25 protein-coding genes, 1 pseudogene and 1 riboswitch are annotated in these 25,582 nt (G+C 36.3%); of the genes and pseudogenes, 14 read left to right on the top strand and 12 right to left on the bottom strand.

Features of this window, described 5'->3' with window-relative positions:
* Positions 1-406: 406 nt before the first annotated feature.
* Both H3T56_RS05750 and H3T56_RS05745 read right to left on the bottom strand, forming a co-directional pair.
* On the bottom strand, positions 407-562 hold the full coding sequence (locus H3T56_RS05750) for a hypothetical protein (RefSeq protein ID WP_165601575.1): 156 nt from the start codon (positions 560-562) through the stop codon (positions 407-409).
* 98 nt (positions 563-660) lie between these two features.
* Positions 661-2,136: a hypothetical protein gene (locus H3T56_RS05745; RefSeq protein WP_198192233.1), complete on the bottom strand. Its 1,476-nt coding sequence runs from the start codon at positions 2,134-2,136 to the stop codon at positions 661-663.
* A 538-nt stretch (positions 2,137-2,674) separates the two neighbouring features.
* Here H3T56_RS05745 and gutQ point away from each other — a divergent pair.
* The 11 genes from gutQ (at position 2,675) to thiD (ending at position 12,502) form a co-directional block, all read left to right on the top strand.
* On the top strand, positions 2,675-3,637 hold the full coding sequence (gene gutQ, locus H3T56_RS05740) for an arabinose-5-phosphate isomerase GutQ (RefSeq protein ID WP_065614018.1): 963 nt from the start codon (positions 2,675-2,677) through the stop codon (positions 3,635-3,637).
* A gap of 184 nt (positions 3,638-3,821) precedes the next feature.
* Positions 3,822-4,343 (top strand): shikimate kinase AroK, encoded by a 522-nt coding sequence (gene aroK, locus H3T56_RS05735; RefSeq protein WP_034901329.1) that lies wholly within the window; start codon positions 3,822-3,824, stop codon positions 4,341-4,343.
* A 66-nt stretch (positions 4,344-4,409) separates the two neighbouring features.
* On the top strand, positions 4,410-5,270 hold the full coding sequence (locus tag H3T56_RS05730) for an SPOR domain-containing protein (protein WP_086353862.1): 861 nt from the start codon (positions 4,410-4,412) through the stop codon (positions 5,268-5,270).
* Between the two features lie 49 nt (positions 5,271-5,319).
* On the top strand, positions 5,320-6,141 hold the full coding sequence (locus H3T56_RS05725; RefSeq protein ID WP_034901325.1) for a Dam family site-specific DNA-(adenine-N6)-methyltransferase: 822 nt from the start codon (positions 5,320-5,322) through the stop codon (positions 6,139-6,141).
* A 41-nt stretch (positions 6,142-6,182) separates the two neighbouring features.
* Positions 6,183-6,860, top strand: coding sequence for a ribulose-phosphate 3-epimerase (gene rpe, locus H3T56_RS05720; protein WP_086356701.1), 678 nt, complete (start codon positions 6,183-6,185; stop codon positions 6,858-6,860).
* Positions 6,853-7,548 carry a phosphoglycolate phosphatase gene (locus H3T56_RS05715; RefSeq protein ID WP_198192232.1) on the top strand — a complete coding sequence of 232 codons (696 nt, stop codon included), beginning with the start codon at positions 6,853-6,855 and terminating at the stop codon, positions 7,546-7,548. Before rpe ends, H3T56_RS05715 begins: the two co-directional genes overlap by 8 nt.
* A gap of 23 nt (positions 7,549-7,571) precedes the next feature.
* On the top strand, positions 7,572-8,567 hold the full coding sequence (gene trpS, locus H3T56_RS05710) for a tryptophan--tRNA ligase (protein WP_065577517.1): 996 nt from the start codon (positions 7,572-7,574) through the stop codon (positions 8,565-8,567).
* Between the two features lie 124 nt (positions 8,568-8,691).
* The gene (gene trkA, locus H3T56_RS05705; RefSeq protein WP_086356703.1) at positions 8,692-10,053 is read left to right on the top strand and encodes a Trk system potassium transporter TrkA; all 1,362 of its coding nucleotides are present in this window, start codon (positions 8,692-8,694) and stop codon (positions 10,051-10,053) included.
* Between the two features lie 50 nt (positions 10,054-10,103).
* Positions 10,104-10,205, top strand: a riboswitch (TPP riboswitch).
* Between the two features lie 60 nt (positions 10,206-10,265).
* Positions 10,266-11,039 (top strand): hydroxyethylthiazole kinase, encoded by a 774-nt coding sequence (gene thiM / locus H3T56_RS05700; RefSeq protein WP_370545512.1) that lies wholly within the window; start codon positions 10,266-10,268, stop codon positions 11,037-11,039.
* Between the two features lie 15 nt (positions 11,040-11,054).
* Complete coding sequence (gene thiE / locus H3T56_RS05695; RefSeq protein ID WP_086356705.1) at positions 11,055-11,696, top strand: thiamine phosphate synthase; 642 nt, start codon at positions 11,055-11,057, stop codon at positions 11,694-11,696.
* 11 nt (positions 11,697-11,707) lie between these two features.
* On the top strand, positions 11,708-12,502 hold the full coding sequence (gene thiD, locus H3T56_RS05690) for a bifunctional hydroxymethylpyrimidine kinase/phosphomethylpyrimidine kinase (protein ID WP_086356706.1): 795 nt from the start codon (positions 11,708-11,710) through the stop codon (positions 12,500-12,502).
* A 97-nt stretch (positions 12,503-12,599) separates the two neighbouring features.
* Here the strand turns inward: thiD and H3T56_RS05685 are convergent, their stop codons facing one another.
* The gene (locus tag H3T56_RS05685) at positions 12,600-12,806 is read right to left on the bottom strand and encodes a heavy-metal-associated domain-containing protein (protein ID WP_034901311.1); all 207 of its coding nucleotides are present in this window, start codon (positions 12,804-12,806) and stop codon (positions 12,600-12,602) included.
* Positions 12,807-13,479: 673 nt separating this feature from the next.
* Between H3T56_RS05685 and H3T56_RS05680 the strand changes: the two genes are divergently transcribed.
* Both H3T56_RS05680 and H3T56_RS05675 read left to right on the top strand, forming a co-directional pair.
* Complete coding sequence (locus tag H3T56_RS05680; protein WP_198192231.1) at positions 13,480-14,652, top strand: M20 aminoacylase family protein; 1,173 nt, start codon at positions 13,480-13,482, stop codon at positions 14,650-14,652.
* A 16-nt stretch (positions 14,653-14,668) separates the two neighbouring features.
* Positions 14,669-16,093, top strand: coding sequence for an MFS transporter (locus tag H3T56_RS05675; RefSeq protein ID WP_086356708.1), 1,425 nt, complete (start codon positions 14,669-14,671; stop codon positions 16,091-16,093).
* 191 nt (positions 16,094-16,284) lie between these two features.
* Here the strand turns inward: H3T56_RS05675 and mnmE are convergent, their stop codons facing one another.
* The 3 genes from mnmE to H3T56_RS05660 all read right to left on the bottom strand — a co-directional run bounded on the left by mnmE (position 16,285) and on the right by H3T56_RS05660 (position 18,911).
* The gene (mnmE, locus tag H3T56_RS05670; RefSeq protein WP_034901307.1) at positions 16,285-17,646 is read right to left on the bottom strand and encodes a tRNA uridine-5-carboxymethylaminomethyl(34) synthesis GTPase MnmE; all 1,362 of its coding nucleotides are present in this window, start codon (positions 17,644-17,646) and stop codon (positions 16,285-16,287) included.
* 94 nt (positions 17,647-17,740) lie between these two features.
* Positions 17,741-18,349, bottom strand: coding sequence for a YdcF family protein (locus H3T56_RS05665; protein ID WP_065577523.1), 609 nt, complete (start codon positions 18,347-18,349; stop codon positions 17,741-17,743).
* Between the two features lie 10 nt (positions 18,350-18,359).
* Positions 18,360-18,911 (bottom strand): DNA-3-methyladenine glycosylase I, encoded by a 552-nt coding sequence (locus H3T56_RS05660; RefSeq protein ID WP_034901305.1) that lies wholly within the window; start codon positions 18,909-18,911, stop codon positions 18,360-18,362.
* Between the two features lie 246 nt (positions 18,912-19,157).
* Here H3T56_RS05660 and H3T56_RS05655 point away from each other — a divergent pair, with 246 nt between their 5' ends.
* Positions 19,158-20,507, top strand: coding sequence for an MFS transporter (locus H3T56_RS05655; protein ID WP_086356709.1), 1,350 nt, complete (start codon positions 19,158-19,160; stop codon positions 20,505-20,507).
* Positions 20,508-20,573: 66 nt separating this feature from the next.
* Here the strand turns inward: H3T56_RS05655 and gorA are convergent, their stop codons facing one another.
* From gorA to tatA, 6 genes and pseudogenes are all read right to left on the bottom strand, one after another.
* Complete coding sequence (gene gorA / locus H3T56_RS05650) at positions 20,574-21,926, bottom strand: glutathione-disulfide reductase (protein WP_086356710.1); 1,353 nt, start codon at positions 21,924-21,926, stop codon at positions 20,574-20,576.
* A gap of 164 nt (positions 21,927-22,090) precedes the next feature.
* A complete protein-coding gene (locus H3T56_RS05645) occupies positions 22,091-22,570 on the bottom strand; it encodes a hypothetical protein (protein WP_034901300.1) in 480 nt (159 codons plus the stop codon).
* A 167-nt stretch (positions 22,571-22,737) separates the two neighbouring features.
* Positions 22,738-24,162 carry a bifunctional D-glycero-beta-D-manno-heptose-7-phosphate kinase/D-glycero-beta-D-manno-heptose 1-phosphate adenylyltransferase HldE gene (gene hldE, locus H3T56_RS05640; protein WP_198192230.1) on the bottom strand — a complete coding sequence of 475 codons (1,425 nt, stop codon included), beginning with the start codon at positions 24,160-24,162 and terminating at the stop codon, positions 22,738-22,740.
* 53 nt (positions 24,163-24,215) lie between these two features.
* Positions 24,216-24,971: a twin-arginine translocase subunit TatC gene (tatC, locus tag H3T56_RS05635; RefSeq protein ID WP_034901296.1), complete on the bottom strand. Its 756-nt coding sequence runs from the start codon at positions 24,969-24,971 to the stop codon at positions 24,216-24,218.
* Positions 24,972-25,030: 59 nt separating this feature from the next.
* Positions 25,031-25,309 (bottom strand): annotated as a pseudogene (tatB, locus tag H3T56_RS05630) (Sec-independent protein translocase protein TatB); the annotation flags it as partial.
* 3 nt (positions 25,310-25,312) lie between these two features.
* Positions 25,313-25,525: a twin-arginine translocase TatA/TatE family subunit gene (tatA, locus tag H3T56_RS05625; protein WP_034901295.1), complete on the bottom strand. Its 213-nt coding sequence runs from the start codon at positions 25,523-25,525 to the stop codon at positions 25,313-25,315.
* Positions 25,526-25,582 lie beyond the last annotated feature (57 nt).

Here is a 25,582-nt window from a genome sequence, read left to right as displayed (position 1 = left end):
CGAAAAAACTAAACTTCGTTGGCTAAAACGAGACGAATTTAAATTAAACGTTGGGCAGGTTTGGTGTTTGGTGTTTGGTGTTTTACATTATAACACATTTTGACATCCTTTGTCAAGTAATACTATGTTTTATTTCACTTTTTTTAGCTTGACTGACTAAATAACCACCGAATATTGCGGTTAAAATAATCTATAAAGTATAGTGCTTGAAAAAAATCTACGCAACTGTATTTAAAGGTTTAATTGTTAAATTTTGTAAATATTATTAGAGCGTTAAGTCTTTAAACACAGTGTTAACCCTATAAAAAAACACCGCCCTACCACTTCATCTACAATTCGATAAGTCTACTATTCTATAGTTGCTGAGCTAGCTATGTCATTTTGTCCTTCACTCTCAGCTTAAAGACTAAGATGAAACGCAAACCGCTGGTAGTTTATTATTGCTTGAAGTTTGATAGATATTTTCAAATTTCGAGTCAATATAGTGATCATAACTGTCGTTTGAAGTTTCATCGTTCCAGTTACTACGACCAAACAAGTTAGCACCAGCATAATAACTCATTTCCCCCCACGTTGAAAAAAATGCAGGTGCAAATAATTAAGTTGTGTCGTATTTTTATCAGCCACGTCAATTAGCGCCTTTTTAAGGCGCTAATAAATTTATTCATCTTTAATTATTATCTTATCCCCTACGGCGCAAATTGCACCAACATAGGGATATATCTTACTAAGACGACTGATTGTACCAGTACTAACGGTCGCGGCGTACTGGGTGGTGCTTTCGCTCGTCTCTTTGCCTTCCGCATCAGTTGGAACCGGTTCACTTGACCAATAGGGTTTAGCATATATGAAATTAGCATTAGAGTATCGGTCCAGAGAACCCCACTCAGCAACGAGTCCAGCACCAATTCGTCGTGAATAACCAGTACCATTTGATGGATAATCATTTTTAGGGCAGTAATCTTTCGAGCTAGAACACCTTGCGTTAGTTAATTCTCTAAGGTGTGCAAGGCGATAACCTAAACCTAGACCTAGATTAAGACACCATGATCCCTGTATGGAAGCTACCGCTGATTTATTACCTCGGTTGACAAACCACTGCTTTAACACAAAACCATACTTCAACACGATATCATTATTGTGACTATCTTTACCTTTACCCACCAACTCAAATGTCTGAGGCAATGATGGAGCAATTATCTTCTCACCGGCCCAACCCGGATTATCTACACGCCATTGCTGCGGTGTAGCCACGGGACCATTTAAGGTGACTCGGACAAGACTAGGGTCTGAGCTATTTAAATAGGTCATAGTCGCTTTAATATCGCCCTTAGGAGAAACAGGATCCCAAGTTAATTGCGTATCAATACTACCTAACACTAAATCAAAATATAAACCATCTGCGCCAGTAGTAGGAAAATTCAAACCATAAGATGACGGTTCGGATGACTGAACAAGAAAACCCAAACCTGGGTCCCACATAGAAAAAGGACCAGCACGTTCGCCGTTATATTCTAACAGAGGTCTGGCAGAGCAAATATCCGCTGTTGGCTGTGGTTTAATATAATAAGTCACATTACTTGCTGTAAAATGAGTACTTTTAGGAATACCATAACGAGTGGATAAGATAACATCATCAGTTCTTAATATCACTCGATAAGGTGCCTTACAAACGGTCGGCACATTGTCACGAGTGACCGGACGGTCATATTTATCAAGGATAGATAAATGCAACTGCCCTGTGACGGTAAAATCATCATCGCCATCATCATCATTCCAATAGTTATAAGGCGTACCGATAAGGGTACTCAATGGTATGGCATTAACATTAGTTGGCACTAACATATCAATATCGGCAAAGCTCTGACCGGCAACTGGCAGTAAAATAGCATGTGATGAATTTGAGTTATTACTTTCCGGTGTTAATGTCGTACCATCAGAGAAGGATATCTTCATCAGCTCGTCTAAGTCTATCGCGCGTGTTTGACCACCATCAAAAGTTAAATAAGGGCCATTACCGTGAATAACATTTGTAGTATAAGCGGTCAGCGCTTGACTATTAAATGAAAATGGTAGAAAGATAATAGGCAGTAAAGTTAAAAAAATCGACCAAGATAAAAACAATCTTGATAACAATTTAAGGGATTGCTGAAAAAATAAACTACACGAAAAAACCAAACTTCGTTGGCTAAAACGAGGCGAATTTAAATTAAAAGTTGGGCAGGTTTGGTGTTTGGTGTTTGGTGTTGTAAATTATAACACATTTTGACATCCCTTGTCAAGTAATACACTGTTTTATTTCACTTTATTTCAGCTTGACTGACTAAATTATCACCGAATATTGCGGTTAAAATCATCTATAGAGTATAGTGCTTGAAAAAAATCTATGCAACTACATTTAATGATTTAATTGTTAAATTTTGTAAATATTATTAGGAAGTTAAGTCTTTAAAACACAGTATTAACCGTTTAAAAACGCCATTCAGCAATTTTTTTGCTATTAAAAATAACTTTCTTAAATATTCTTTCACTTATTTTGTTTTTTAATTCTAAAAGCTTTTTGAATATTCAATAGTTAATTGTTAGACTATCTAGCATAATCTGATTAAATATAATCATAAAATTGATTATAGATTTAATTTTTGTGTAAATTTAATTCAATAGGCAATTAAACATGGATAAATTGTTACAATATGGTCGAGAACTTCTTGAACTTGAACTTCACGAAGCACAAAAGTTACCCGCCCGACTTGGTAAAGACTTTATTAAGGCTTGTCAATTCATCTTGTCCACCAAGGGAAAAGTTGTCGTGTCAGGTATTGGTAAATCAGGACATATTGGAAAAAAAATCGCCGCTTCATTAGCTAGTACAGGTAGTCCAGCTTTTTTTATGCATCCCTCTGAAGCGCTACACGGTGATTTAGGCATGGTAACCGAAAACGATGTAGTAATTTTGATCTCTTATTCTGGTCGAGCAAAGGAGTTTCAATTTATATTACCAATCCTTGCAGCCATGAATATTCCGGTTATCGCTATTACTGGTGGACTTGATTCGCCACTTGCGACAGCAGCACAAGCAGTATTAGACATTTCAATTGAAAAAGAAGCTTGCCCAATGGGACTAGCACCAACATCAAGTTCAACTAATACATTATTAATGGGTGATGCATTGGCTATTGCCGTTATGCGAGCTCGTGGTTTTAAAGAAGAAGATTTTGCTCGTTCACATCCTGCTGGTAGTCTAGGAGCTAAATTGTTAAATCACGTAAAAGATATTATGCGAAAAGGAGATTTAATTCCTAAAGTTTCACAATCAGCAACGGTACTCGATGCGATGTTAGAATTAAGTCGAACCGGTGTAGGGTTAGTGGCAATATGCCAAGATGATAATAAAATTGTTGGCGTTTTTACTGATGGGGATTTGCGTCGATTACTATTAAAACATGGTACACTACAAGACAATATTATTGAAGTAATGACCAGTCCAGGACATCAAATACCGGAAAATTGGAAAGCGGTCGAAGCCTTAAAAACATTTAATGATCATAATATTACAGCTGCGCCAGTAGTCAATAATCAAGGTGAATTAGTTGGAGCACTTAATATTCATGACCTACATCAAGCGGGGATAAGTTAACTGATTAATAAATACCTGTTGCAAAATAGGGCTATCTATTGAGATAATTACCGACCTAAATTTTTGTCGTTAGACGGAGATCCAAGAAAGTTACACAATTCAAAGATAAAATGATGATAAAAATCATAGCAAATTGATATTGTGTTGTAAATTTTAACCAAAATTAATAGATGATGAAACTACAATGGCAGAAAAGCGAAATATCTTTCTAATTGGCCCAATGGGGGCAGGAAAAAGCACAATAGGCCGACAAATTGCACAGCAGTTAGGCATGGAATTTTTTGACTCTGATCAAGAGATCGAAAAACGTACAGGTGCTGATATTGCATGGATCTTTGACTTAGAAGGTGAAGACGGATTCCGAGCCAGAGAAGAGAAAGTCATTAATGAATTGACTGAAAAACAAGGTGTAGTACTTGCTACCGGTGGTGGTTCAGTACTATCGAAAGAGACGCGTAATCGTTTATCAGCACGCGGTATTGTCGTTTATTTAGAAACAACAATTGAAAAACAAATGGCAAGAACACAAAAAGATAAACGTCGTCCTTTATTACAAGGTGGCAATACCCCTCGCGAACTTTATGAAGAGTTAGCTCAGGAACGAGATCCTCTTTATGAAGAAATTGCTGACATCACAATTAAAACCGATGAGCAAAGTGCTAAAGGTGTTGCTGGATATATCATTGATAAAATAGAACAAATTTAAATCATTGATCGATAAACCATGGTTGGTTATAAGGCATTAAACCTGTTAATAGGTTAAGGAGTTAATATGCGTGTAGATAAAGATGATCGTTATATACCAGAACAATCCAATAAGCCGTCTACGCCCTCATTTAATATTACCAATTTTTTTCAGCATTATTCGAAAAAGAAATTGATAATTATGGGGTTAACCGTCGTTATTATTGTCTTATTAGTTAGTACAATGTTATTTCGTTCGTCAAAACCAAAAACACCTACACAACTAACTCCTCCTGAAGTTAGCGGTGTTTCAACGCAAGAACCTGAGCCAACCATAACAACACAATCCAATGACGTTGCAACGGCTACAGCTCAAGGTCAAGCATCTGATACGGTACCATCGCCTATGGCGCCAGCACCAATTACCAATGTTAATGAACAACAAAATAGTAGCGAATTAACTGGTAGTAACGGTAGTGATGCAAACACTCAGAGTTCACCAGAGAGTAAACCTGAGTCACAAGTTGACCATAATACTCATCAGGGTAATAATTCATCGCATAATAATGTGGATAATAATAGACTAAACTCGCCGAACCAAGTTGAATCTAAAGTCAATAAACCTGATACTGAATCAACTAGTGGTTCTAAAGTAAATACTAAACCGACTAAAATTGACAAAATAAAGAGTAATCAGTTTTCAATTCAACTGAGTGCTTCAACCTCGCTTGAAGGTTTAAAAAAATTGGTAAAAAAACATAATATAACCAATTACCAAATTTATGAAACTAAACGAAATAATGTCAAATGGTTTATTTTAGTTAATGGTACATATAATTCTGCTGATGAAGCCAGAAAAGCAATCAAGTCTTTACCAGATGCACTAAAAAAAGATAAACCTTGGGTTAAATCTGGCGCAACTATTAATAAAGAAAAATCGGCAAAATAGTAAGGGATATTGTTCATATATCCTACCAATGACAAAATAGGAGTTTCCGTTGAAGAAGCGACGAGCCTTTTTAAAGTGGGCTGGAGGAAAATATGAGCTTGTAGACACTATAAAACAGTATCTACCGGAAGGTGAACAACTCATTGAGCCCTTTGTAGGTGCTGGTTCCGTTTTTTTAAATACTAACTTCAAAAGTTATATTTTAGCTGATATCAATCATGATCTAATTGCACTATTTAAGCTATTACAATCCAATCCGGAGCTGTTTATTAATGATCTTAAATTACTATTTAATGATCAAAATAACCAAGCTGAAGCATTTTATCAACTACGTGATGTGTTTAATTATAGTAAAGATCAATATTTACGATCGCTTTTATTTGTCTATTTAAATCGTCACTGTTACAACGGCTTATGTCGTTATAATAATAGTGGTTTATTTAATGTTCCATTTGGCCGTTACAAGACTATTTATTTCCCGGAAAGGGAACTCTATTTCTTTGCCAAAAAAGCGCAAAATGCTGAGTTTGTCTGTACGCCTTATCATAAAGCGATGAAAATGGCGAAACGTAACTCCGTTATTTATTGTGATCCACCTTATCTATCGCCTAATGAAACAGCAGGTTTTACCGCCTACTATTCTAATAATTTTGGGTTTGACGAACATCAAAGGTTGTCACAATTAGCTGAGCAAATTGCCTATAAAAAAGAGATTCCAGTGCTGGTATCAAATCATGATACTCACTATACCAGAACGTTATATAGTAAAGCGCGCCATCTTTACCGAGCAGAAATGCGGCGTTCAATTAGTTGCGCTGGCGAAGGACGCAAAAAAATTGATGAAATATTGGCCTTATACCAAAAATCTTAAGCTATTTTTAAGTATAAGGTGTTTATGAGTAGAGGTATGTTATGAATGAATTTATTATTGCACCATCAATACTATCCGCCGATTTCGCTCGTCTTGGTGAAGATACCCAAAAAGTATTAGATGCAGGAGCGGATGTTGTCCATTTCGATGTGATGGATAATCATTTTGTTCCCAATTTAACAATGGGTAGTATGTTTTGTAAGGCACTGCGAGACTATGGAATTAGTGCACCAATTGATGTCCATCTAATGGTTTCTCCAGTTGAAGAGCTAATTACCTCTTTTGCCAAAGCTGGAGCAACAAACATATCTATTCATCCAGAAGCGACAATTCATCTAGATCGTTCATTACAATTAATTAAAGATCATGATTGCAGTGCCGGTATTGTGCTTAATCCAGCAACACCACTTGACCATTTAGACTATGTGATGGATAAAGTTGATATTATTTTATTGATGGGTGTTAACCCAGGTTTTGGTGGTCAATCATTCATCCCAGCAACGCTTAAAAAATTGCGGCAAGTTAAACAACGCATTATTGATTCTGGTAGAAATATTCGCCTAGAAATTGATGGCGGTGTAAAAGTAGATAATATAGCTGAAATTGCCAAGGCAGGAGCCGATATGTTTGTTGCTGGCTCAGCCATATTTGGTCAACCTAACTATAAAACGGTAATTGATGCAATGCGTAAAGAGTTAGCAGGAGTAAAACATGGCTAAATTAGATGATATTCAAGCTATTGCTTTTGATTTAGATGGAACATTAGTAGATAGCGTACCTGGACTTGCTTTAGCAACCCAGAAAATGTTGGCAGATTTAAATTTACCAACAGTTACCAATGAACAAGTTAAAAACTGGGTAGGTAATGGTATTGATGTGATGCTTGAACGCGTTTTCAAAGCCATTGATATTAATCCGTCAAACGAATATTTTGCTGAAGCTAAACAAATATTTAGTCAGCATTATGATAAGGTTATGGATGAACAGACAACACTGTTTCCTCATGTAAAACAGACCTTAAAAACTCTTTATGAAAATCATTACCCTTTAGCACTTGTAACTAATAAACCGGCACAATTTTTACCGGGATTACTAAGCTCATTAGGTATCAAAGAGTATTTTTCATTAGTACTCGGCGGTGGTGATGTAATTAAATTAAAACCACACCCTGCTCCGCTTTATCAAGTCATGGCGACATTTGGATTATACAATGATCAGTTATTATTTGTTGGTGATTCGAAAAATGATATTAGCGCAGCCAAAAATGCTAATTGCCCTACTGTTGCGTTAAGTTATGGTTATAATTATGGCGAATCAATTGCAACAAGTGAACCCGATTTTTTATTTGATGATTTTCAAGATATATTAACCCTATTACCTCAGCCAAAAGCTGATGCAAAAAAATAATAAGTTTAAATTAGGAATAAATTATGAGTAAACCAATTGTATTTAGTGGCGCTCAGCCATCAGGAGAACTAACATTAGGCAACTATTTAGGTGCTTTAAAGAATTGGGTGTCTTTGCAAAATGAATATGATTGCGTTTATTGTATCGTCAATCAACATGCGATCACGGTACGCCAAGATCCTAATAAGTTACGTAAAGCAACACTTGATACATTAGCACTTTATCTAGCCTGTGGTATTGATCCACAAAAAAGTACTATTTTTGTGCAATCCCATGTGCCTGCACATGCTGAATTAGGTTGGGCATTAAACTGTTATACCTATTTTGGTGAATTGAGCCGTATGACACAATTTAAAGATAAATCTTCTCGTCATTCAGAAAATATAAATGCCGGGCTTTTTGATTATCCAGTGTTAATGGCTGCCGATATTTTGTTATATCAAGCTAATTTAGTTCCCGTTGGTGATGACCAAAAACAACATCTTGAACTTTCTCGCGATATTGCTATGCGTTTTAATGCCCTTTATGGCGATATCTTCACTGTTCCTGAACCATTTATTGCTAAAGTTGGTGCTCGGGTTATGTCATTACAAGACCCTAGCAAAAAAATGTCTAAATCAGATGAAAATCGCAATAATGTTATTGGTTTACTTGAAAACCCAAAAGATGTCGAGAAGAAAATTAAACGGGCAATGACCGATTCTGATGAACCACCAGTCGTACGTTATGATTTAAAAAATAAAACGGGGGTATCAAATCTGTTAGATATATTAACCGGTATTACGGGTAAACCTATCGCTGAACTGGAGAAAGAATTCGAAGGTAAAATGTATGGCCATCTAAAAACTGAGGTCGCAAATCAAGTTATTGATATGTTAACTGGTTTACAAGCAAAATATCATCAGTATCGTGATGATGAAAATTATCTTCTGACAATTATGCAAGAAGGTGCACAAAAAGCTCGAGCAAAAGCAGAGCCAACGTTGAAAAAAGTTTATGACGCAATCGGTTTTGTATAATTAACCGTAAAACTAGATTGCAATTAACGCTAAACAATATCAATTGGCTTTAATGACTAAACGCACTATCGTTTTTGTTAACGAAAAATGCCATTGAAGCCTTTTTGATTATCATAGGTTAGTTATGAAAATTATCATTCTTGGTGCAGGTCAAACAGGTAGTGCTCTTGCCGAATATCTGGTTACCGAAAAACAGAACGATGTGACTGTTGTTGATGAAGATCATGACAAGTTGCAATCATTGCAAGAACGTTTTGATTTACAAGTTATTTGTGGAAAATCATCTTATCCACAAGTATTAGAAAGTGCTGGTGCAGAATCTGCCGACATGTTAGTCGCTGTTACCAATTCTGATGAGGTCAATATGATGGCTTGCCAGATTGGGCATGTGATGTTCAATATTCCTCAAAAAGTCGCACGTATTCGAGCGCCAGAATATAATGATGAAAGATACTCATTTTTTAATAAAGATTGTATTAATATCGATCATATTATAGCCCCAGAAAATCTAATCACCAATCATATCAGCCAGCTAGTGCAATATCCTGGCGCACTACAATTTGCCTCATTTTATGATAATCGAGTCTGCTTAGTTGCCGTTACAGCTTACTATGGTGGTGCATTGGTGGGTAGTGAATTATCAGAGCTAAAAGAACATTTACCTCATGTCGAAGCTCGGGTGGTGGCGATTTATCGTAAAAATCGTTTTATTCGTCCGATTGGTTCAACTTTGATTGAAGCTGGGGATATGGTTTACTTTATTACCCCACCGCTTAACATCAAAGCGGTAACCAGTGAATTACAACGGTTAGAAAAACCTTATAAACGAATACTCATTAGTGGTGGTGGTGGCATTGCTGTTGCTTTAGCTAAGCGATTAGAAAACGATTATCAAGTGAAATTGATTGAACGTAATGCCGAAAAAGCAGAATTAATTGCCGAGCAGTTAGTTAATACTACCGTATTACATGGTGAATCATCAGATCAAGAGCTATTATCGCAAGAACAAGTCGAACTTACCGATCTGTTTGTGGCAGTGACGAGTGATGATGAATCAAATATTATGTCGTCAATGCTTGCCAAAAGGATGGGAGCCAAAAAAGTCATCGTACTTATTCAACGACAAGCTTATTTAGAGTTAATAAACGATAGCGTAATTGATATTGCCATTTCACCACAACATGCCACTATTTCAGAATTACTCAGTCATGTAAGACAAAATGGCGTGGTAAAAGTTGTCTCACTACGGCAAGGTGAATCAGAAATTGTCGAAGTGATCGTTAAGGGTGATACTGAAAACTCTAAACTAGTAGGTAAAAATATTAACAGTCTAAAATTGCCTTCAGGGGCAACTATTGGTGCTGTGGTGCGTGGTGAAGATGTGATTATTGTTAATACCGATTTAATGATCGAAGATGGTGATCACTTAATCATTTTCTTACCAGATAGACGATCTATTAGCGATATCGAAAGATTATTACAATAGCTTGTATAAAATATAAACTCAGTAGATAATTAAACTGTTTTTATTAATTGTTTTTTGACTCGGGGTGTTTTTTGTTACTACAAAAAACTGAGATTTTACCCGTTGAACCTGATCTGGCTCATACCAGCGTAGGGAAGTCTTCGTCTTAATTATCCGTTTTGACACATTCTTCCCTTAATATTAATAATAAATAAGGAAAGAATATGTCTACCATTCAGTTATTTCAAAACAATGATGCCATTCCCTTTATTGAACAAGTTAAACAACAACGACCATTAGTCCATTGCATTACCAATGATGTTGTACAGAATTTTACCGCCAATGTCTTATTAGCCATTGGTGCTTCGCCAGCAATGGTCGTTGCTAAACAAGAAGTTGAGGACTTTGTAACTATTGCCAGTAGTTTATTAATTAATATTGGTACCATTGATGAGCAGAGCGCAAATAGTATGTTGTTAGCTGCAGCAAAAGCTGAACAAACACAGACACCATGGGTACTAGATCCTGTAGCGATTGGTGCGGCACTTAAATACCGCACTGAAATTGCCAAACAACTGTTAACTTTTAGACCGAGTGTTATTCGAGGAAATGCCTCTGAAATTCTCGCATTGAGTGGTCAACAATCATCATCGAAAGGGCCTGATGGACTTGATTCTACCGATTCTGCATTAAATGCAGCAATACTATTAGCACAAAAATATCAAACCATTGTCGCAATAACAGGTGAGATAGATTATGTCACAGATGGTGAACAAATTTATAGCATTGTCGGTGGCGATATCGCTTTAACTAAAGTAACCGGCACCGGCTGTTCGTTATCTGCAATGGTAGCAGCATTTATTGCAACCACTAGTGATCGTTTAACCGCTACCGCAACAGCTTGTTTTATGATGAAAAAAGCAGGACAGCTCGCTAATAAACAGCAAGGGTTAGGTAGTTTCGCCATTGCTGTTATTGATCATCTTTCACGATTCAATCAAAACTAAAAATAAGGATGTTTGATGAAAAAGCAACTTGATTTAACTCTCTATTTAGTCCTCGATCCGTTATTATGTGGCGGTATAGATGGCATGGTCGCTACCACCAAAATTGCCGTTGAAAATGGCGTTACTGCAGTGCAACTACGTTCAGAACAAAAATACTCTGGTAAAAATTGGTATGACGCCGCACAAGCGCTCAAAGAAGTGTTAAGTCGCACCCAAGTTCCGCTATTTATCAATGACCATGTTGATATTGCTTTAGCCATTGATGCCGATGGCGTTCATATAGGACAAAGCGATCTACCAGTCGACGTTACTCGACACCTAATTGGCACAGACAAATGGTTAGGACTTTCAGTTTCAAATCAATCACAACTAGAGAATGTTCCTTGGCATTTAGTCGATTATCTTGGTATAGGGCCTATCTATCCAACCACAACCAAAAAGGATGCCGCAGCTGCGACAGGCATTACTCAATTGAAAGAACTGGTTAAAGCGAAACAATGCCCTGCCGTGGCGATCGGTGGTATCGGCGTGAATAATTTAACCGAAGTAATCCAAACTGGCATTGAAGGTATTGCCGTTGTGTCGGCAGTATGCGGACAAGCTAATCTTGCCAAAGCGACATCAGACCTAATCAGTAAAATAAAACTGGCAAAATAGGAAACCAAATCATGACAACAGTTGCATTAACAATAGCAGGCAGTGACCCTAGTGGTGGCGCAGGTATTCAAGCTGACTTAAAAGCATTTTCAGCACTTGGTGCTTATGGTATGTCAGTGATCACAGCATTAACCGCACAAAGTACGCAAGGCGTTAATGGTGTACATGCCATTCCCGCTGAATTTATTGAAGCACAGTTTAATACACTGTATCAAGATATCCACATTGATAGTGTTAAAATTGGCATGCTAATGAATAAAGAGATTGTTACTACAGTTCATCAGCTATTAAACGCTAATCCTATTGCCAATATTGTGCTTGATACCGTAATGATTGCTAAAGGCGGACATCCATTGTTAAAAGCTGATGCCGTTTCTGCTATTCGAGATCTATTATTACCATTAGCCACAGTCATCACCCCTAATCTACCTGAAGCGGCTGCATTACTTGATTGTAGTGAGGCAAAAAACGAAGAGCAAATGCAACAACAAGGGTATGAATTACTTAAATTAGGTTGTCAGGCAGTATTAATGAAAGGTGGACATTTGCCAAGTCAAGAAAGCCCTGATTATTTAATCACTCACAACAACATCATCAGAATGACATCACCTAGGATCGCAACAAGAAATACCCATGGTACAGGTTGTACCCTCTCTGCAGCAATTGCAGCCTTGTTACCGAAACATCATTTAGAAGATGCAATAAAATATGCTAAAAACTACCTACAAGGAGCTATTGAGCATGCAGATAGTTTAAAAATTGGTAAGGGAATTGGGCCTACTCACCATTTTTATCAATGGTGGTAGAAGTAAACAAAAACTGTTAATCGATGATTTGATAAAAGTACTCTCGAAGATTTAGGCGATGAGATAATCGCCTAAAATTTAATAACGCTAAATACTGTTAATAAGCAATACCAACGTATTGAAAACCAGCTTCATCAATTGCTGCAATTGCCGCTTCTTGCGAGATAGTACCACCATCAATATCAACTTCATGCTTAGCTAAATCAACAGTAACTTTCGCTTTAGGATCAATATCATTAATTGCTTTAGTAATGGTTTTAACACAATGCTGACAACTCATATTATCGACTATTAATTTCATCATTAACCCCTTTTGGTTATTTAATAATTTACCGATAAACTATCAATGGCAACCGATAGAAAAATCAGATTATTCTTTAAATAAAACAAATTTGCTAGCTATTGCCATTAATGAATTAAAATTTAATCTTTATATTACGCCAAAACAAACTAAAACCAAGCCTACTTGGAAAAATAAATTAACCAAATTTTTAATATGCTCAATGAGATTAAGCTAAGAATTTATTTTGATCTATATTTTTTGTAAAAATAATTGAGAAGTGTATACCGTTTAATTGATATTTGAGATCCATAATAGAAAAACAGCTATAACCGTTGGTTTACGTCATGGAAAACCAGTTGTCTTAAGAGAAGTTCTTTAACTATGTATCATAAGGTATTGAGTTTTATTTAGCCGATAATAAAGTTTGGTTAATGAATAATGTGCCAAGTCATTTTTTCGATCAGACTATTACCTCAATGCAACTTCGTTATAACAATTTTCAAATATTACCGTATAGAAATCATCGACATTCACAAGAATAGCGGTTATTGTATATTTATTCATCTAAGCTGTTTTACTGATTAAGTTGTTTGCAGGTTTTAAATTTAATCATAGTGTTAATCATAGTTTAGATGTGTAGTTCCCTTCTTTTTATTTTTTTCATAACGATATTCAGGTTAATTAGGAGCCTAAAATGCAGCATATTATGGAAACGATTAGAAAAACAGAGCAAGAGTTTATTGATATCCGCCATCAAATTCATCAACATCCTGAATTAGGTTTTGAAGAACATAAAACCAGCGATTTAGTGGCAAGTAAATTGGCTGAATGGGGCTATGAAGTACATCGTGGTTTAGCTAAAACCGGTGTGGTTGGTGTTTTAAAAAATGGCACTAGTGATAAAAAAATTGGTATTAGAGCCGACATGGATGCGCTACCTATTATTGAAGCATCAGGAAAACCATGGAGCAGCCAAACCCATGGCAAATTCCATGGTTGTGGCCATGATGGTCATACCACTATTTTACTGTGCGCAGCTAAATATCTTGCCGAAACCCGTCACTTTGATGGCACTTTACATGTCATTTTTCAACCAGCTGAAGAGTTGTTATATGGTGGTAAAGTAATGGTTGATGACGGTTTATTCAAACAATTTCCTTGTGATGTTATTTTCGGTATCCACAACATGCCAGGTTTTAAAGAAGGTCATTTCTATTTCAAAGCCGGCGCACTTATGGCTTCATCCGATACCATTCATATCAAGATTAAAGGCAAAGGTGCTCACGGTGCCATGCCTGAACGAGGAATTGATGCCACGCTTGTTGCTTGTTATATCGGCACAGCCTTGCAAAGTATTGTTTCTCGTAATGTATCACCATTTGAGCAAGCCGTTATCACGATTGGTTGTATTCAATCAGGTGAAGCGCCGAATGTGGTGAACAGTGATGCACTAATGAAGCTAACCGTTAGAGCATTAGATAATGATACCCGAGCGTTACTACTTAAGCGTATTAGCGAGGTTGCCACTTCACAAGCTGAAAGTTTTGGCGCCTCAGTAGAAATTGAGCATGTCAATGGTAGTCCGGTTTTACATAATGGTGCAAATGCAACCAAATTTGCATTAGAAGTCGCCCAAAAATTAGTCGGTGAAGATCGCGTGCATGATAATTGTCATCCTTTTATGGGCAGTGAAGATTTTGCTTTTATGTTAGAAAGTAATCCTAATGGCTGCTATATGATTATAGGTAATGGCGATGAACCGGGTTTTTGTAGTGTGCATAATCCTGGTTATGATTTTAATGATAAATGTATTGTTACCGCTGCATCATATTGGGTGGCATTAACTGAAAGCTATTTAAACATATAAGGATTAATGTGCAGCTATGTCAAAAATAAATATGTCAAATTCAAAAAATTCTCCAGCAAAGCAGTTTAAAGGTTATAACCGATTAACTTTAGGTATTGTATTAGGGGTGATTACTTTTTGGCTTTTTGCTCAGTCTATCGTCAATGTTGGGCCGGCTGTTCAACATAGTATCGGTATTACTACTGCATCGTTCAATTTAGCCGTCAGTTTAACCGCGCTGTTTTCAGGTTGTTTTATTGTCGTTGCTGGCGGACTCGCTGATCGCTTTGGCCGAGTTCGTTTTACCTATTTAGGTTTTATTTTAAGTATTATTGGTTGTCTTTGTTTGATTTTAGCACAAGGTGAAGTGCTGTTTATTACTGGTCGTATTATCCAAGGTTTATCTGCTGCCTGTATTATGCCATCGACGTTGGCGTTAGTGAAAACCTATTATCAAGGTAAAGATCGTCAGCGTGCCTTAAGCTTTTGGTCGATAGGATCTTGGGGCGGTTCAGGTACTTGCGTGCTGGCCGGTGGAGCAATAGCCACTTATTTAGGTTGGCAATGGATTTTTATTATCTCAATCAGCTGTGCTGTGTTGGGTATGCTGTTATTGAAAGGGACACCAGAAACTAAAATTGACGATCCATCAAGTTTGCCCAAATTTGATTATGTTGGGCTATTCGTTTTTGTGATCACTTTAGTTACGTTAAACCTTGTCATCACCAAAGGATCTACTTTTGGTTGGACTAGTGTAACGACATTATCACTCGCTATGATCTGTTTGGTTTTTCTGATTTTATTTTTTGTTATTGAAAATCGCAAAGCGAATGGCGCATTTATAGATTTTTCACTGTTTAAGAATGTCCCTTATCGTGGCGCTACCTTATCTAACTTTCTGCTCAATTCTGTTGCCGGTACATTAATTGTTGCCAGTACTTATACCCAACAAGGAAGAGGCTTTACTCCTTTCGAAAATGGATTATTGACCATTGGTTATTTAGTTTCAGTTTTATGTATGATTCGAGTTGGTGAAAAAATCTTACAAAAAGTCGGAGCGAAAAAACCAATGTTACTCGGGCCGTTAATTACCGGTACGGGTATTGCCTTGATGACACTGACTTTCTTACCCAACATGTTTTATATTATTTCGGTGTTAGCCGGCTATATTTTATTGGGTCTTGGCTTAGGTTTTTATGCTACACCATCAATTGATACCGCAATAGCTAGTGCTCCGGAAGATAAAGTTGGTGTTGCATCAGGAATATATAAAATGGCAAGCTCATTAGGTGGTGCATTTGGTGTCGCTATTTCAGCCTCAACCTATGCTGCAGTTATTGCCAGCGGTCAAAGTGTCGCCACAGCGGCGGCAATTGGACTGTGGATTAATGTTGGCTTTTGTCTGTTATGTTTTGTTTCAATTTTAATTTTAGTACCCAATAATGCCGGCAAGAATAAATAAGTTAGCATAGGTTGTTTATCATTTTAAATTAGGGATAAATCTTTTCGCATCTATCCCTATTTTTTAATTAAAACTTTTATAAAAATACAATTTTTACAACTCTGAAAAATAAACCCATATAACTTAAAAAATTATATGGGTTTTGAAATAGAAAAATCTGTTTGAAATGTTTAGTTATCTGTAGATAAAACTTATTTGCCAATACAGAATGAACTGAATATTCGTCCTAATAAATCATCAGAAGTAAATTCACCTGTAATTTCACTTAGCGCTTCTTGAGCTAATCTTAGTTCTTCCGCCAATAGTTCGCCAGCATGGAAGGTGGTAAGTTGATATTGACCATTATTTAAATGCTCTGCTGCTTTCTCAAGTGCTTGTAGATGTCGGCGACGAGCCAAAAAACCACCTTCGGTGCTACTAGTAAAGCCCATAACTTGTTTGAGATGATCACGTAATAATGTAATACCTTCACCGGTTCTTGCTGATAATTGAATAAGACAATAGCCATTTTGTTCACTATAACCCAATGGTTCACCAGTTAAATCAGCTTTGTTGCGAATAACTGTGACAGGCATGTTTTTCGGTAAACGTTCAATAAATTCTGGCCAGAGTTTTTCAGGATTTGTCTCATTAGTTGTTGTACTGTCGACCATAAATAACACTCGATCGGCTTGATCAATCTCTTGCCATGCTCGCTCAATACCAATACGTTCAACTTCATCGCTAGCTTCACGTAAGCCGGCAGTATCGATTATATGTAAAGGCATTCCATCAATATGGATATGTTCACGTAAAACATCGCGCGTTGTTCCAGCTATATCCGTTACGATAGCGGCATCTCGTCCAGCTAATGCATTAAGTAAACTTGATTTACCAGCGTTAGGTCTACCCGCTATGACGACTTTCATACCTTCACGTAATAATGAACCTTGTTTAGCTTCTTGACGGACTTCGTTTAATCGTTGTATGACTTGCTCAAGTTCTGCCGCTATTTTCCCGTCAGATAAAAAGTCTATCTCTTCCTCTGGAAAATCAATAGCTGCTTCAGTAAAAATACGTAGATGAATTAATGCTTCAACCAGTGTATTAATTTTTTTAGAAAATACCCCTTGTAAAGAAGATAAGGCTGATTTTGCTGCTTGCTCAGAGCTGGCATCTATTAAGTCTGCAATCGCTTCGGCCTGAGCTAGATCCAATTTATCATTTAAGAAAGCTCGCTCTGAAAATTCGCCCGGCCTTGCAATCCGCACACTAGGAATATCTAAAATGCGTTTTAACAGTAGATCTAAAATAACTGGACCACCATGCCCTTGTAGTTCAAGCACATCTTCACCCGTAAATGAGTGTGGATTAGGAAAGAATAAAGCAATACCTTCATCTAAGGTTGTACCATCCGATGCTAAAAAAGGTAAATAATGCGCATAGCGAGGCTTAGGTAAAATACCTAAAACGGCTTTAGCAACATCTTGCGCTTTAGGGCCCGAAACACGCAATATTCCAACACCGCCACGACCTGGAGGTGTCGCTTGTGCAACAATTGTATCTGTATTCATATTTATCAATTTTAATTTAAATAGCAATGGTTAATCATACCACGACAACCATTAAAAATCTGTAAAGTGAAATAGTCTAAAGCAATGAAACCGATTAATTATCATTTTTAGTTTCAACATAATCTAATGGATGATCAAATAGCCATGAGTTAAGTAAAGCTAATGGTTCTCTTATCATGGCGATATATTTATCAAAATTGCTATAACTTAATGGCGCTGACAAACCTGAAATATTATCAATATTAGATCGTTTAGCTAACATGATTGAACGTAAAATATGGAAATCATTAGTCACCACAACTGTCTTGCCCAATGGTAAAACTTGATTAGCATAGACAAATTGCTGTGCCGTTCGTCTTGATCTATCTTCTAAATAGACCCTAGAAGATTCGATACCTTTTTTGATTAAGTAATCAGCCATCACACTCGCTTCAGTCGCTGATTCATCACTCCCCCGCCCTCCGCATACAATTACTTTTGTATTGGGATTATCTTGCAAATAATTAAATGCAGTATTCAAGCGAATTTGTAACGTTAAAGGAGCTTGTGCTGGTGTGCCAACAACTTGTGAACCTAATACCACCAGAGTATCAGCATTAGCTGCTGGTTTTTGGTGAGCATAAATAAAAATAATAATATTACAAATAACAAAATAAAATAGTATTAATATCAGTAACCATCTAATTAATTTAATGATTATCATATAATACCTCTCATTTTTTAAAACAATTTTCAAAATGGTCGTCAACTAATCCCATTGATTGCATAAATGCATAACAGATCGTTGTTCCAACAAAAGAAAAACCTCTCTTTTTTAGTGCTTTTGACATTCTATCTGATATTTCGGTGCTAACTGGAACTTCACTTATATCATTAAAGTGGTTAATTATAGGTTTACCATTAACAAAGGACCAAATAAATTGAGAAAAATCCTCATTATTACTTTGCATAGCTAAGTAAGCATGAGCATTTTTTACAATGCTATTAAGTTTTAGTCGGTTACGAATTAATCCTTCATTTTCAAGTAATGATTCTATATCTGCCGCCGTTAATTGGATAATTTTTTGCGGTTCAAAATTGAAAAAGCATCGACGATATTCATCTCGTTTTTTTAGAACAGTAATCCACGATAATCCTGCTTGCTGGCCTTCAAGACAGATTTTTTCAAATAGTTTTAGACTATCATATTGTGGATTCCCCCATTCCTTATCATGATAATCAATATATAACGGGTCATTTGTCACCCAACTGCATCGTTTTGTCATTATTATTTCATCCTTATGTTTCAAAAATATTATACGTGATAATTGAATAGAATTTTCATTTAATATCATTTTTTATACTGATTATAAATCAAACAGACATATCATTGTCATTGATTAAATTTTTTTATGATTAAAAAAAAGTCTATTTTTTATGGCAGAATGACCATTCACTATTAAGATTTAGTCAAAATACAATCATTTTCTTAATTGGCTATATCTATTTAACTATAACAATAAGGTTTTTTCATGAATCAATCCGAGATTAATACTGAATGGCAACCAGTGGCACGTCCATTGAACAGTAAAGATTTAAAAACATTGATATTATCCTCTTTAGGGGGGACACTTGAATTTTATGACTTTGTTATCTATGCTCTCTATATTGATACTATTGTCAAACCGTTATTTTTACCCCATACATTATCGCCGTTAACGTTAGATTTATTTGCTTGGGGAATTTTTGCAGCAGGCTACTTAGTTCGCCCTGTTGGTGGCATTATTATGGCGCACTTTGGTGATAAAGTTGGTCGTAAAAGAATGTTTACCTTAAGTGTGGCGATGATGGCTTTACCTACTTTTATCATTGGTATTTTGCCTACTTATGAAACAATTGGTATTGTAGCGCCATTATTATTGTTATTGATGCGAATGCTACAAGGCGCTGCTATCGGCGGTGAAATGCCTGGCGCATGGGTATTTATTGCAGAGCATACCCCAAAACAACGTTATGGTTTAGGTGTCGGCACTCTAACATCAGGCATTACTGGTGGTATCTTACTTGGCTTTTTCGTCACAATTATTATTGATCTCTATTTTACTAACCAAAATATTTTGGATTATGCATGGCGTATTCCTTTTATTATTGGTGGTATTTTTGGGGTTATTTCAGTATATTTACGCAAATTTTTATCTGAAACGCCAATTTTTAAAGAGTTAGCTGCACGTAAAGCGTTAGAAAAAAGTATACCTGTGGTTACTGTATTAAAAAAACATAAAACAGCATGTTTGATTGTCGCTTTATTAACTTGGTCATTATCAACCGCTATTATGGTTGGTATTTTAATTACCCCGGGTCGTATTGTTGGTGGTATGTACCATTTTGCTAATCTTGATTGGCGTATTGGTGGTTGTATTGCTGCTTTAACCTTATCTATTGGTTGTGTTATTTCTGGCTGGTTAGATGATAAATTAGGTACAGCTAAAACAGTAATCCTGACTTGGGGCGGATTAGCTGTAGTAAGTATCTATTTTTACAGTTCATTAGCGCCAGATATGTCATTAACAAAACTTTATACGATTTGGGCACTATTTGGTCTATTTATTGGATCGATCGCCATGACTCCAATTATCGGCACTAGAACGTTTCCACCGGCAATTCGTTATTCAGGATTATCGTTTTCTTATAATTTAGCCTACGCACTATTTAGTGCAATTACCCCAACGTTAACTATTTATTTGTTAAGTCCAGATCACTTATTAGGCGAATTTAGTTATCTTGGTGCAGGTATTTATATTTCAGCTGTCGCTTTGCTAGCTGTTGTTGTTGGCTTTACTTCATTAGCCCAAAATGGCTGGCAAAATAAATCAGATCATTAAAGTCTATCAATAAAAAAACAGGGCCATCGCCCTGTTTTCGGTAAAAAGTAAGATAAATGATAAATATTAACGCATTGTAACAAATTCTTCCGCTGCTGTTGGATGAATTGCAACGGTATTATCAAAGTCTTTTTTGGTTGCTCCCATTTTCAATGCTACAGCAAAGCCTTGTAAGATTTCGTCCATACCATAACCAATACCATGAATACCAACTATTTTTTCTTGTTCACCAACACAGACTAATTTCATTCGACAAGGTTGTCGATGCGAAGTGACTGCGGTATACATGGCAGTAAAAGTAGATTTATAAACTTTGACGTTTTCTGGACCATATTGCAATATAGCTTGCGGTTCACTTAAACCAACCGTACCAATCGGTGGGTGAGTAAACACTACCGTTGGAATATTAGAATAATCTAGATGTTCATTTGGTTTATTGTTAAATAGTCGTTCCGATAAACGCCGGCCGGCAGCCACGGCAACTGGAGTTAATGCCGCCGCACCGGTATCATCGCCAACCGAATAAATTCCCGGTACATTGGTGTTTTGATATTCATCAACAACTATAAATCCATTGCTATCAACCTTAATACCTGCCGCAGATAAATTCATTTCTTTGGTTGCTGGTTCACGACCGATTGCCCATATTAAGCAATCAACAGTATAACTCTCACCATTTTCTAATGTTAACGTTAATGATTGGTCACTATTTTTGCTAACAGAAGATGGAATGGCAAAGGTATGCAGATGCTGGCCATCATTGGTTATCACTTCCATAAGTGTTTCTACGATTAGCGGATCAAAAGCTCGTAATGGGGTACCTTGGCGAACAAATTGATGTGTTTCAGCGCCAAGTGAATGTAACACGCTGGCAATTTCACAAGCTATATAACCAGCTCCAACAACTGCTACTCGTTTAGGGAGTGCTTTTAATTCAAAGAATCCATCGGAAGTTATTCCATATTGCGCACCAGGAATATTGGGAATCGTTGGCTTTCCACCTACAGCAATGAGTATGTGATCGGCACTATAGTGTTCGCCATTAACTTCAATCGTTTTTGCATCAACAAATTTTCCATAGCCATGGATCACATCGACCTTATTATTGTGTAAAACTCGATCATAAGATTGATGAACGCGATCAATATAAGCCGTTCGGCTTGTAATGAGTTTATCCCAATCAAAATGGTTAATAGTGGTATCAAAACCATAATCAGGGCCATAATGGTTAATTGCTTCGGCAATTTGTGCACCATACCACATAATCTTTTTAGGAACACAACCAACATTTACACAAGTACCACCCAATAATTTAGCCTCAATAATGGCACACTTTTTACCATACGATGCAGCTCGGTTAATAGAGGCAATACCACCACTACCACCACCGATAGCAATATAGTCATAGTGTTTAGTCATATAAAAAATCCTTAAAACAAATTAGCAATTGATGGTTAATAGCTTTGCATAAAGCCGACAATAAAAAAAGTATTAATTATGAAATTTAACGATAGTTATTAACTATTGATTAGTTTCGGAGAATAATTTTATTCATTAACATAATAATATTGCTACTGATATGACTATTCCCCACATTTATTCAATGCCTGAAAATTGACAGGTTTAGAACTCATTTTTTCAGTAATCTCAAGATAACATTTTCTGTCTTCAAGTTTATATAAAATATTATATGTTTTACCCAATTCAGCGGTAAATTGGTGATATTTTGTGGTACAAGAAACTTTATCATCTCGTGATTTGCCAATAACCGTAACAAGTTTATTGGCTGGAGATTTAGTTTCAATTGAGGGAACGTATTTAGGATAAATATTAAATGGTACAATTTTATGTGGGAATACATAGCCAAGACTTTGAAAATTAGCGCAGTTGCTAGTTTTACCATCATAAATGTTTAAAGAAAAATAGGTAGGATAATAAGTTTCAGTGGTGAATATCAGTTCTGGATCATGGAGATTTGCTTCATATAGATATTTTTGAACAGGTACTCGATGACAAGCGACACTCATCAATATCATTAACAACACTGTAATTTTTAGTTTCATTATTTTATTCGTTATTAGTCATTAAATATGTGATCTTTATTGATACTAAAATATATCTTAATTGAAATAAAACAAAGATAAAAATAATGGAAAAAATTAAATAAGAGTAATCATCTACTTAAATAATTGGCTACTTAAATAAGTAGCCAATTATTACCAGATATTATTTATTGTTGTTTAATTTTATCAATGATGTTAGTTGTGGAACAACCATCTTCAAAATTGAGGACTTTAACTATTCCCCCGGCCTCGATAACTTCTTTTCCACCTGCGATATCTTCAGGTTTATAATCACCACCTTTTACTAATACATCAGGTAAGATACTGGCAATTAATCGTTGTGGCGTCTCTTCCTCAAAAGGAACTACCCAATCAACAGAATCAAGCGCACCTAAAACAATCATTCTTTGCATTAATGGATTGATTGGGCGTGATGATCCTTTAAGCTGTTTTACCGAAGCATCGCTATTTACCGCCACAACCAAACGATCGCCAAGTTTACGGGCATTAGCAAGATAAGAGACATGCCCTGCATGTAAAATATCAAAACAGCCATTAGTCATGACAATTTTTTCACCGCGCAACCGAGCTTTGCGAATTTCTTCTTTTAATGTCTCTTCAGTCATCACGCCGAAACCATCATCAGTACGAGCTCGAATAGCGTTACTTAATTCAACTTGAGATACCGTAGATGTCCCTAACTTGCCAACCACAACACCTGCAGCTGCATTAGCTAAAAAACAGCTTTCTTCAAGAGATTGCCCTGCGGCTAATGAAGCAGCTAAGGTCGCTATCACCGTATCACCGGCGCCAGTAACATCAAATACTTCTTTGGCTTGCGTAGGTAGATGATAAACAGGCTTATCTAACTGTAATAACGTCATCCCTTTTTCGCTGCGAGTGACAAGTAAAGCTTTGAGATCGTACTGTTTAATTAGTTGATAGCCCTTTTCGATAATCTCTTGGTCTGTTTTACAAACACCGACAACCGCTTCAAATTCAGACATATTTGGCGTCAATAATGTTGCACCACGATAACGCTCAAAATCAGTACCTTTCGGATCAACCAATATTGGTACATTTCCTTTCTGAGCTTGTTTAATCATTGCTTGTACAGCGGTTAAGGCTCCTTTAGCATAATCAGATAACACTAATACTTTAGAGGTTGAAAGCGCACTTTCAATACGTTCTAAAATAGGTGTATGATCAACACTATTAAAACCCTCTTCAAAATCAATTCTAATGAGTTGTTGATTTCTAGATAAAACTCTTAATTTGGTAATTGTTGGATGAGTTGAGACTGATACAAAATCACAATGGACATTACGTTTAGTCAGTTGTTCATCAAGTACTTTGGCTGGCTCATCAATACCGGTAAAACCAATTAATCTTGCGCTACCGCCCAAAGAGGTTATATTCATAGCTACATTGGCTGCACCGCCAGCGCGTTCTTCTAGAGCATCAACTTTAACAATTGGCACTGGTGCTTCTGGTGATATACGGTTAGTACCTCCATACCAATAGCGATCTAACATTATATCGCCAACAACCAGAACATTTGCTTGAGTAAACTCAGGAAGTGAAGTTTTCATTATGGTCATATATCCTTTACTTGTTATTCAGTAAATCACTTATCAATTTATTATTAATCCCCAACAGATTCATCGTCTGGTTGGATTTTTTTTCTAGGTTGATAAAAACGGGCAAAAAATGTCCCTATTTCAAATAATAAACAGATAGGTACAGCTAATAAAATTTGAGAAAATACATCCGGTGGGGTTACAAACATCGCTACAGCAAACACACCGACAATAATATAAGGTCTTTTTTTACGTAAGTTTTTAGGAGTAGTAACGCCAGTCCAACAAAGCAAAATAATCGCCACAGGGACTTCAAATGCAAAACCAAATACAATAAATAGTGTCATGACAAAATCAAGATATTTTGTGATATCAGTATTTATCGCGACATCAACTGGTGCAGTATGAATAAAGAAATAAAATGCCAAAGGAAATACAGCAAAATACGCAAATGCAATACCAATATAAAAAAGTACCGTACTAGAAACAATTAATGGCATAATCAGCCGTTTTTCATGTTGATATAGTGCCGGAGCAATAAATCCCCAAACTTGATATAAAAGATAAGGAATAGAAATAAATATTGCAACAACAGCCGTCAGTTTAATTGGTGTAAAAAAAGGAGCCGCAATATCGGTCGCAATCATACTGCTACCTTTAGGTAATTGACTGATAAGCGGATTAGCAACAATATGATAGATATCATTTGAGAAATAAAGTAAACATGCTAAGACTAGTAATATACAAATGATACAGCGTAAAAGTCTTGTTCTGAGTTCGACCAGATGTCCAATAAGTGGTTGGGTTGCGTCTTCTGTCATAATTTATCTTTATCTGAAGGAATTGTTGTATCAATTGGACTGACTGAATTAATCTCGTTTTGCAGTGATTCAGTTACCCGTTTTAATTCATCAATTGATGCTTGCAGTTCTGGGGTAAGAGTGTTCAAACCACTTTGTTCGGCTTTTTTTAAGCTATCTTGTAATTCTTGCAGTTTGAGTTCTTTATTTAATTCTAACTGGACAGTTGCTGACATGCGACGGAGTACTTTAATCCATCCGGCAACAGTTTTAATCGCAATAGGCAAACGTTCCGGTCCTAATACAACCAGTCCAATAATTAATACTAATAGTAGCTGACCAAAGCTAATATCGAACACGGATTACTCTTTATCGGCGTGGTTATTAGCAGATGAGTCAAGATGTTCAACTTTTTGTGAATCATCTGTCTCTTTACTGTCATCATCGTCATTCATGGCTTTTTTAAAACCTTTAATTGAAGCCCCAAGATCAGAGCCCAATGAACGCAATTTTTTTGTTCCGAATAATAGTACGATAACAGCAACAAATATCAGTAGTTTGGGCAAACTAGGCATATGATAACTATCTCCAATAGCGTCAAGTAATCAAATTATACACGTAAAATGATGATA

The sequence above is a fragment of the Gilliamella sp. W8123 genome, from assembly GCF_016101085.1.
In the GTDB taxonomy this organism is placed as follows: Bacteria; Pseudomonadota; Gammaproteobacteria; order Enterobacterales; family Orbaceae; genus Gilliamella; species Gilliamella apis.
Note: the sequence above shows the minus strand (reverse complement) of the source record. Positions and strands in the feature narration are given on the sequence as shown.

Coding starts and splice junctions, on each gene's coding strand:
- H3T56_RS05750 (WP_165601575.1), bottom strand. CDS start 562: ATGAGTTATTATGCTGGTGCTAACTTGTTTGGTCGTAGTAACTGGAAC.
- gutQ (WP_065614018.1), top strand. CDS start 2,675: ATGGATAAATTGTTACAATATGGTCGAGAACTTCTTGAACTTGAACTT.
- aroK (WP_034901329.1), top strand. CDS start 3,822: ATGGCAGAAAAGCGAAATATCTTTCTAATTGGCCCAATGGGGGCAGGA.
- H3T56_RS05730 (WP_086353862.1), top strand. CDS start 4,410: ATGCGTGTAGATAAAGATGATCGTTATATACCAGAACAATCCAATAAG.
- rpe (WP_086356701.1), top strand. CDS start 6,183: ATGAATGAATTTATTATTGCACCATCAATACTATCCGCCGATTTCGCT.
- H3T56_RS05715 (WP_198192232.1), top strand. CDS start 6,853: ATGGCTAAATTAGATGATATTCAAGCTATTGCTTTTGATTTAGATGGA.
- trpS (WP_065577517.1), top strand. CDS start 7,572: ATGAGTAAACCAATTGTATTTAGTGGCGCTCAGCCATCAGGAGAACTA.
- trkA (WP_086356703.1), top strand. CDS start 8,692: ATGAAAATTATCATTCTTGGTGCAGGTCAAACAGGTAGTGCTCTTGCC.
- thiE (WP_086356705.1), top strand. CDS start 11,055: ATGAAAAAGCAACTTGATTTAACTCTCTATTTAGTCCTCGATCCGTTA.
- thiD (WP_086356706.1), top strand. CDS start 11,708: ATGACAACAGTTGCATTAACAATAGCAGGCAGTGACCCTAGTGGTGGC.
- H3T56_RS05685 (WP_034901311.1), bottom strand. CDS start 12,806: ATGATGAAATTAATAGTCGATAATATGAGTTGTCAGCATTGTGTTAAA.
- H3T56_RS05680 (WP_198192231.1), top strand. CDS start 13,480: ATGCAGCATATTATGGAAACGATTAGAAAAACAGAGCAAGAGTTTATT.
- H3T56_RS05675 (WP_086356708.1), top strand. CDS start 14,669: ATGTCAAAAATAAATATGTCAAATTCAAAAAATTCTCCAGCAAAGCAG.
- mnmE (WP_034901307.1), bottom strand. CDS start 17,646: ATGAATACAGATACAATTGTTGCACAAGCGACACCTCCAGGTCGTGGC.
- H3T56_RS05665 (WP_065577523.1), bottom strand. CDS start 18,349: ATGATAATCATTAAATTAATTAGATGGTTACTGATATTAATACTATTT.
- H3T56_RS05660 (WP_034901305.1), bottom strand. CDS start 18,911: ATGACAAAACGATGCAGTTGGGTGACAAATGACCCGTTATATATTGAT.
- H3T56_RS05655 (WP_086356709.1), top strand. CDS start 19,158: ATGAATCAATCCGAGATTAATACTGAATGGCAACCAGTGGCACGTCCA.
- gorA (WP_086356710.1), bottom strand. CDS start 21,926: ATGACTAAACACTATGACTATATTGCTATCGGTGGTGGTAGTGGTGGT.
- H3T56_RS05645 (WP_034901300.1), bottom strand. CDS start 22,570: ATGAAACTAAAAATTACAGTGTTGTTAATGATATTGATGAGTGTCGCT.
- hldE (WP_198192230.1), bottom strand. CDS start 24,162: ATGAAAACTTCACTTCCTGAGTTTACTCAAGCAAATGTTCTGGTTGTT.
- tatC (WP_034901296.1), bottom strand. CDS start 24,971: ATGACAGAAGACGCAACCCAACCACTTATTGGACATCTGGTCGAACTC.
- tatA (WP_034901295.1), bottom strand. CDS start 25,525: ATGCCTAGTTTGCCCAAACTACTGATATTTGTTGCTGTTATCGTACTA.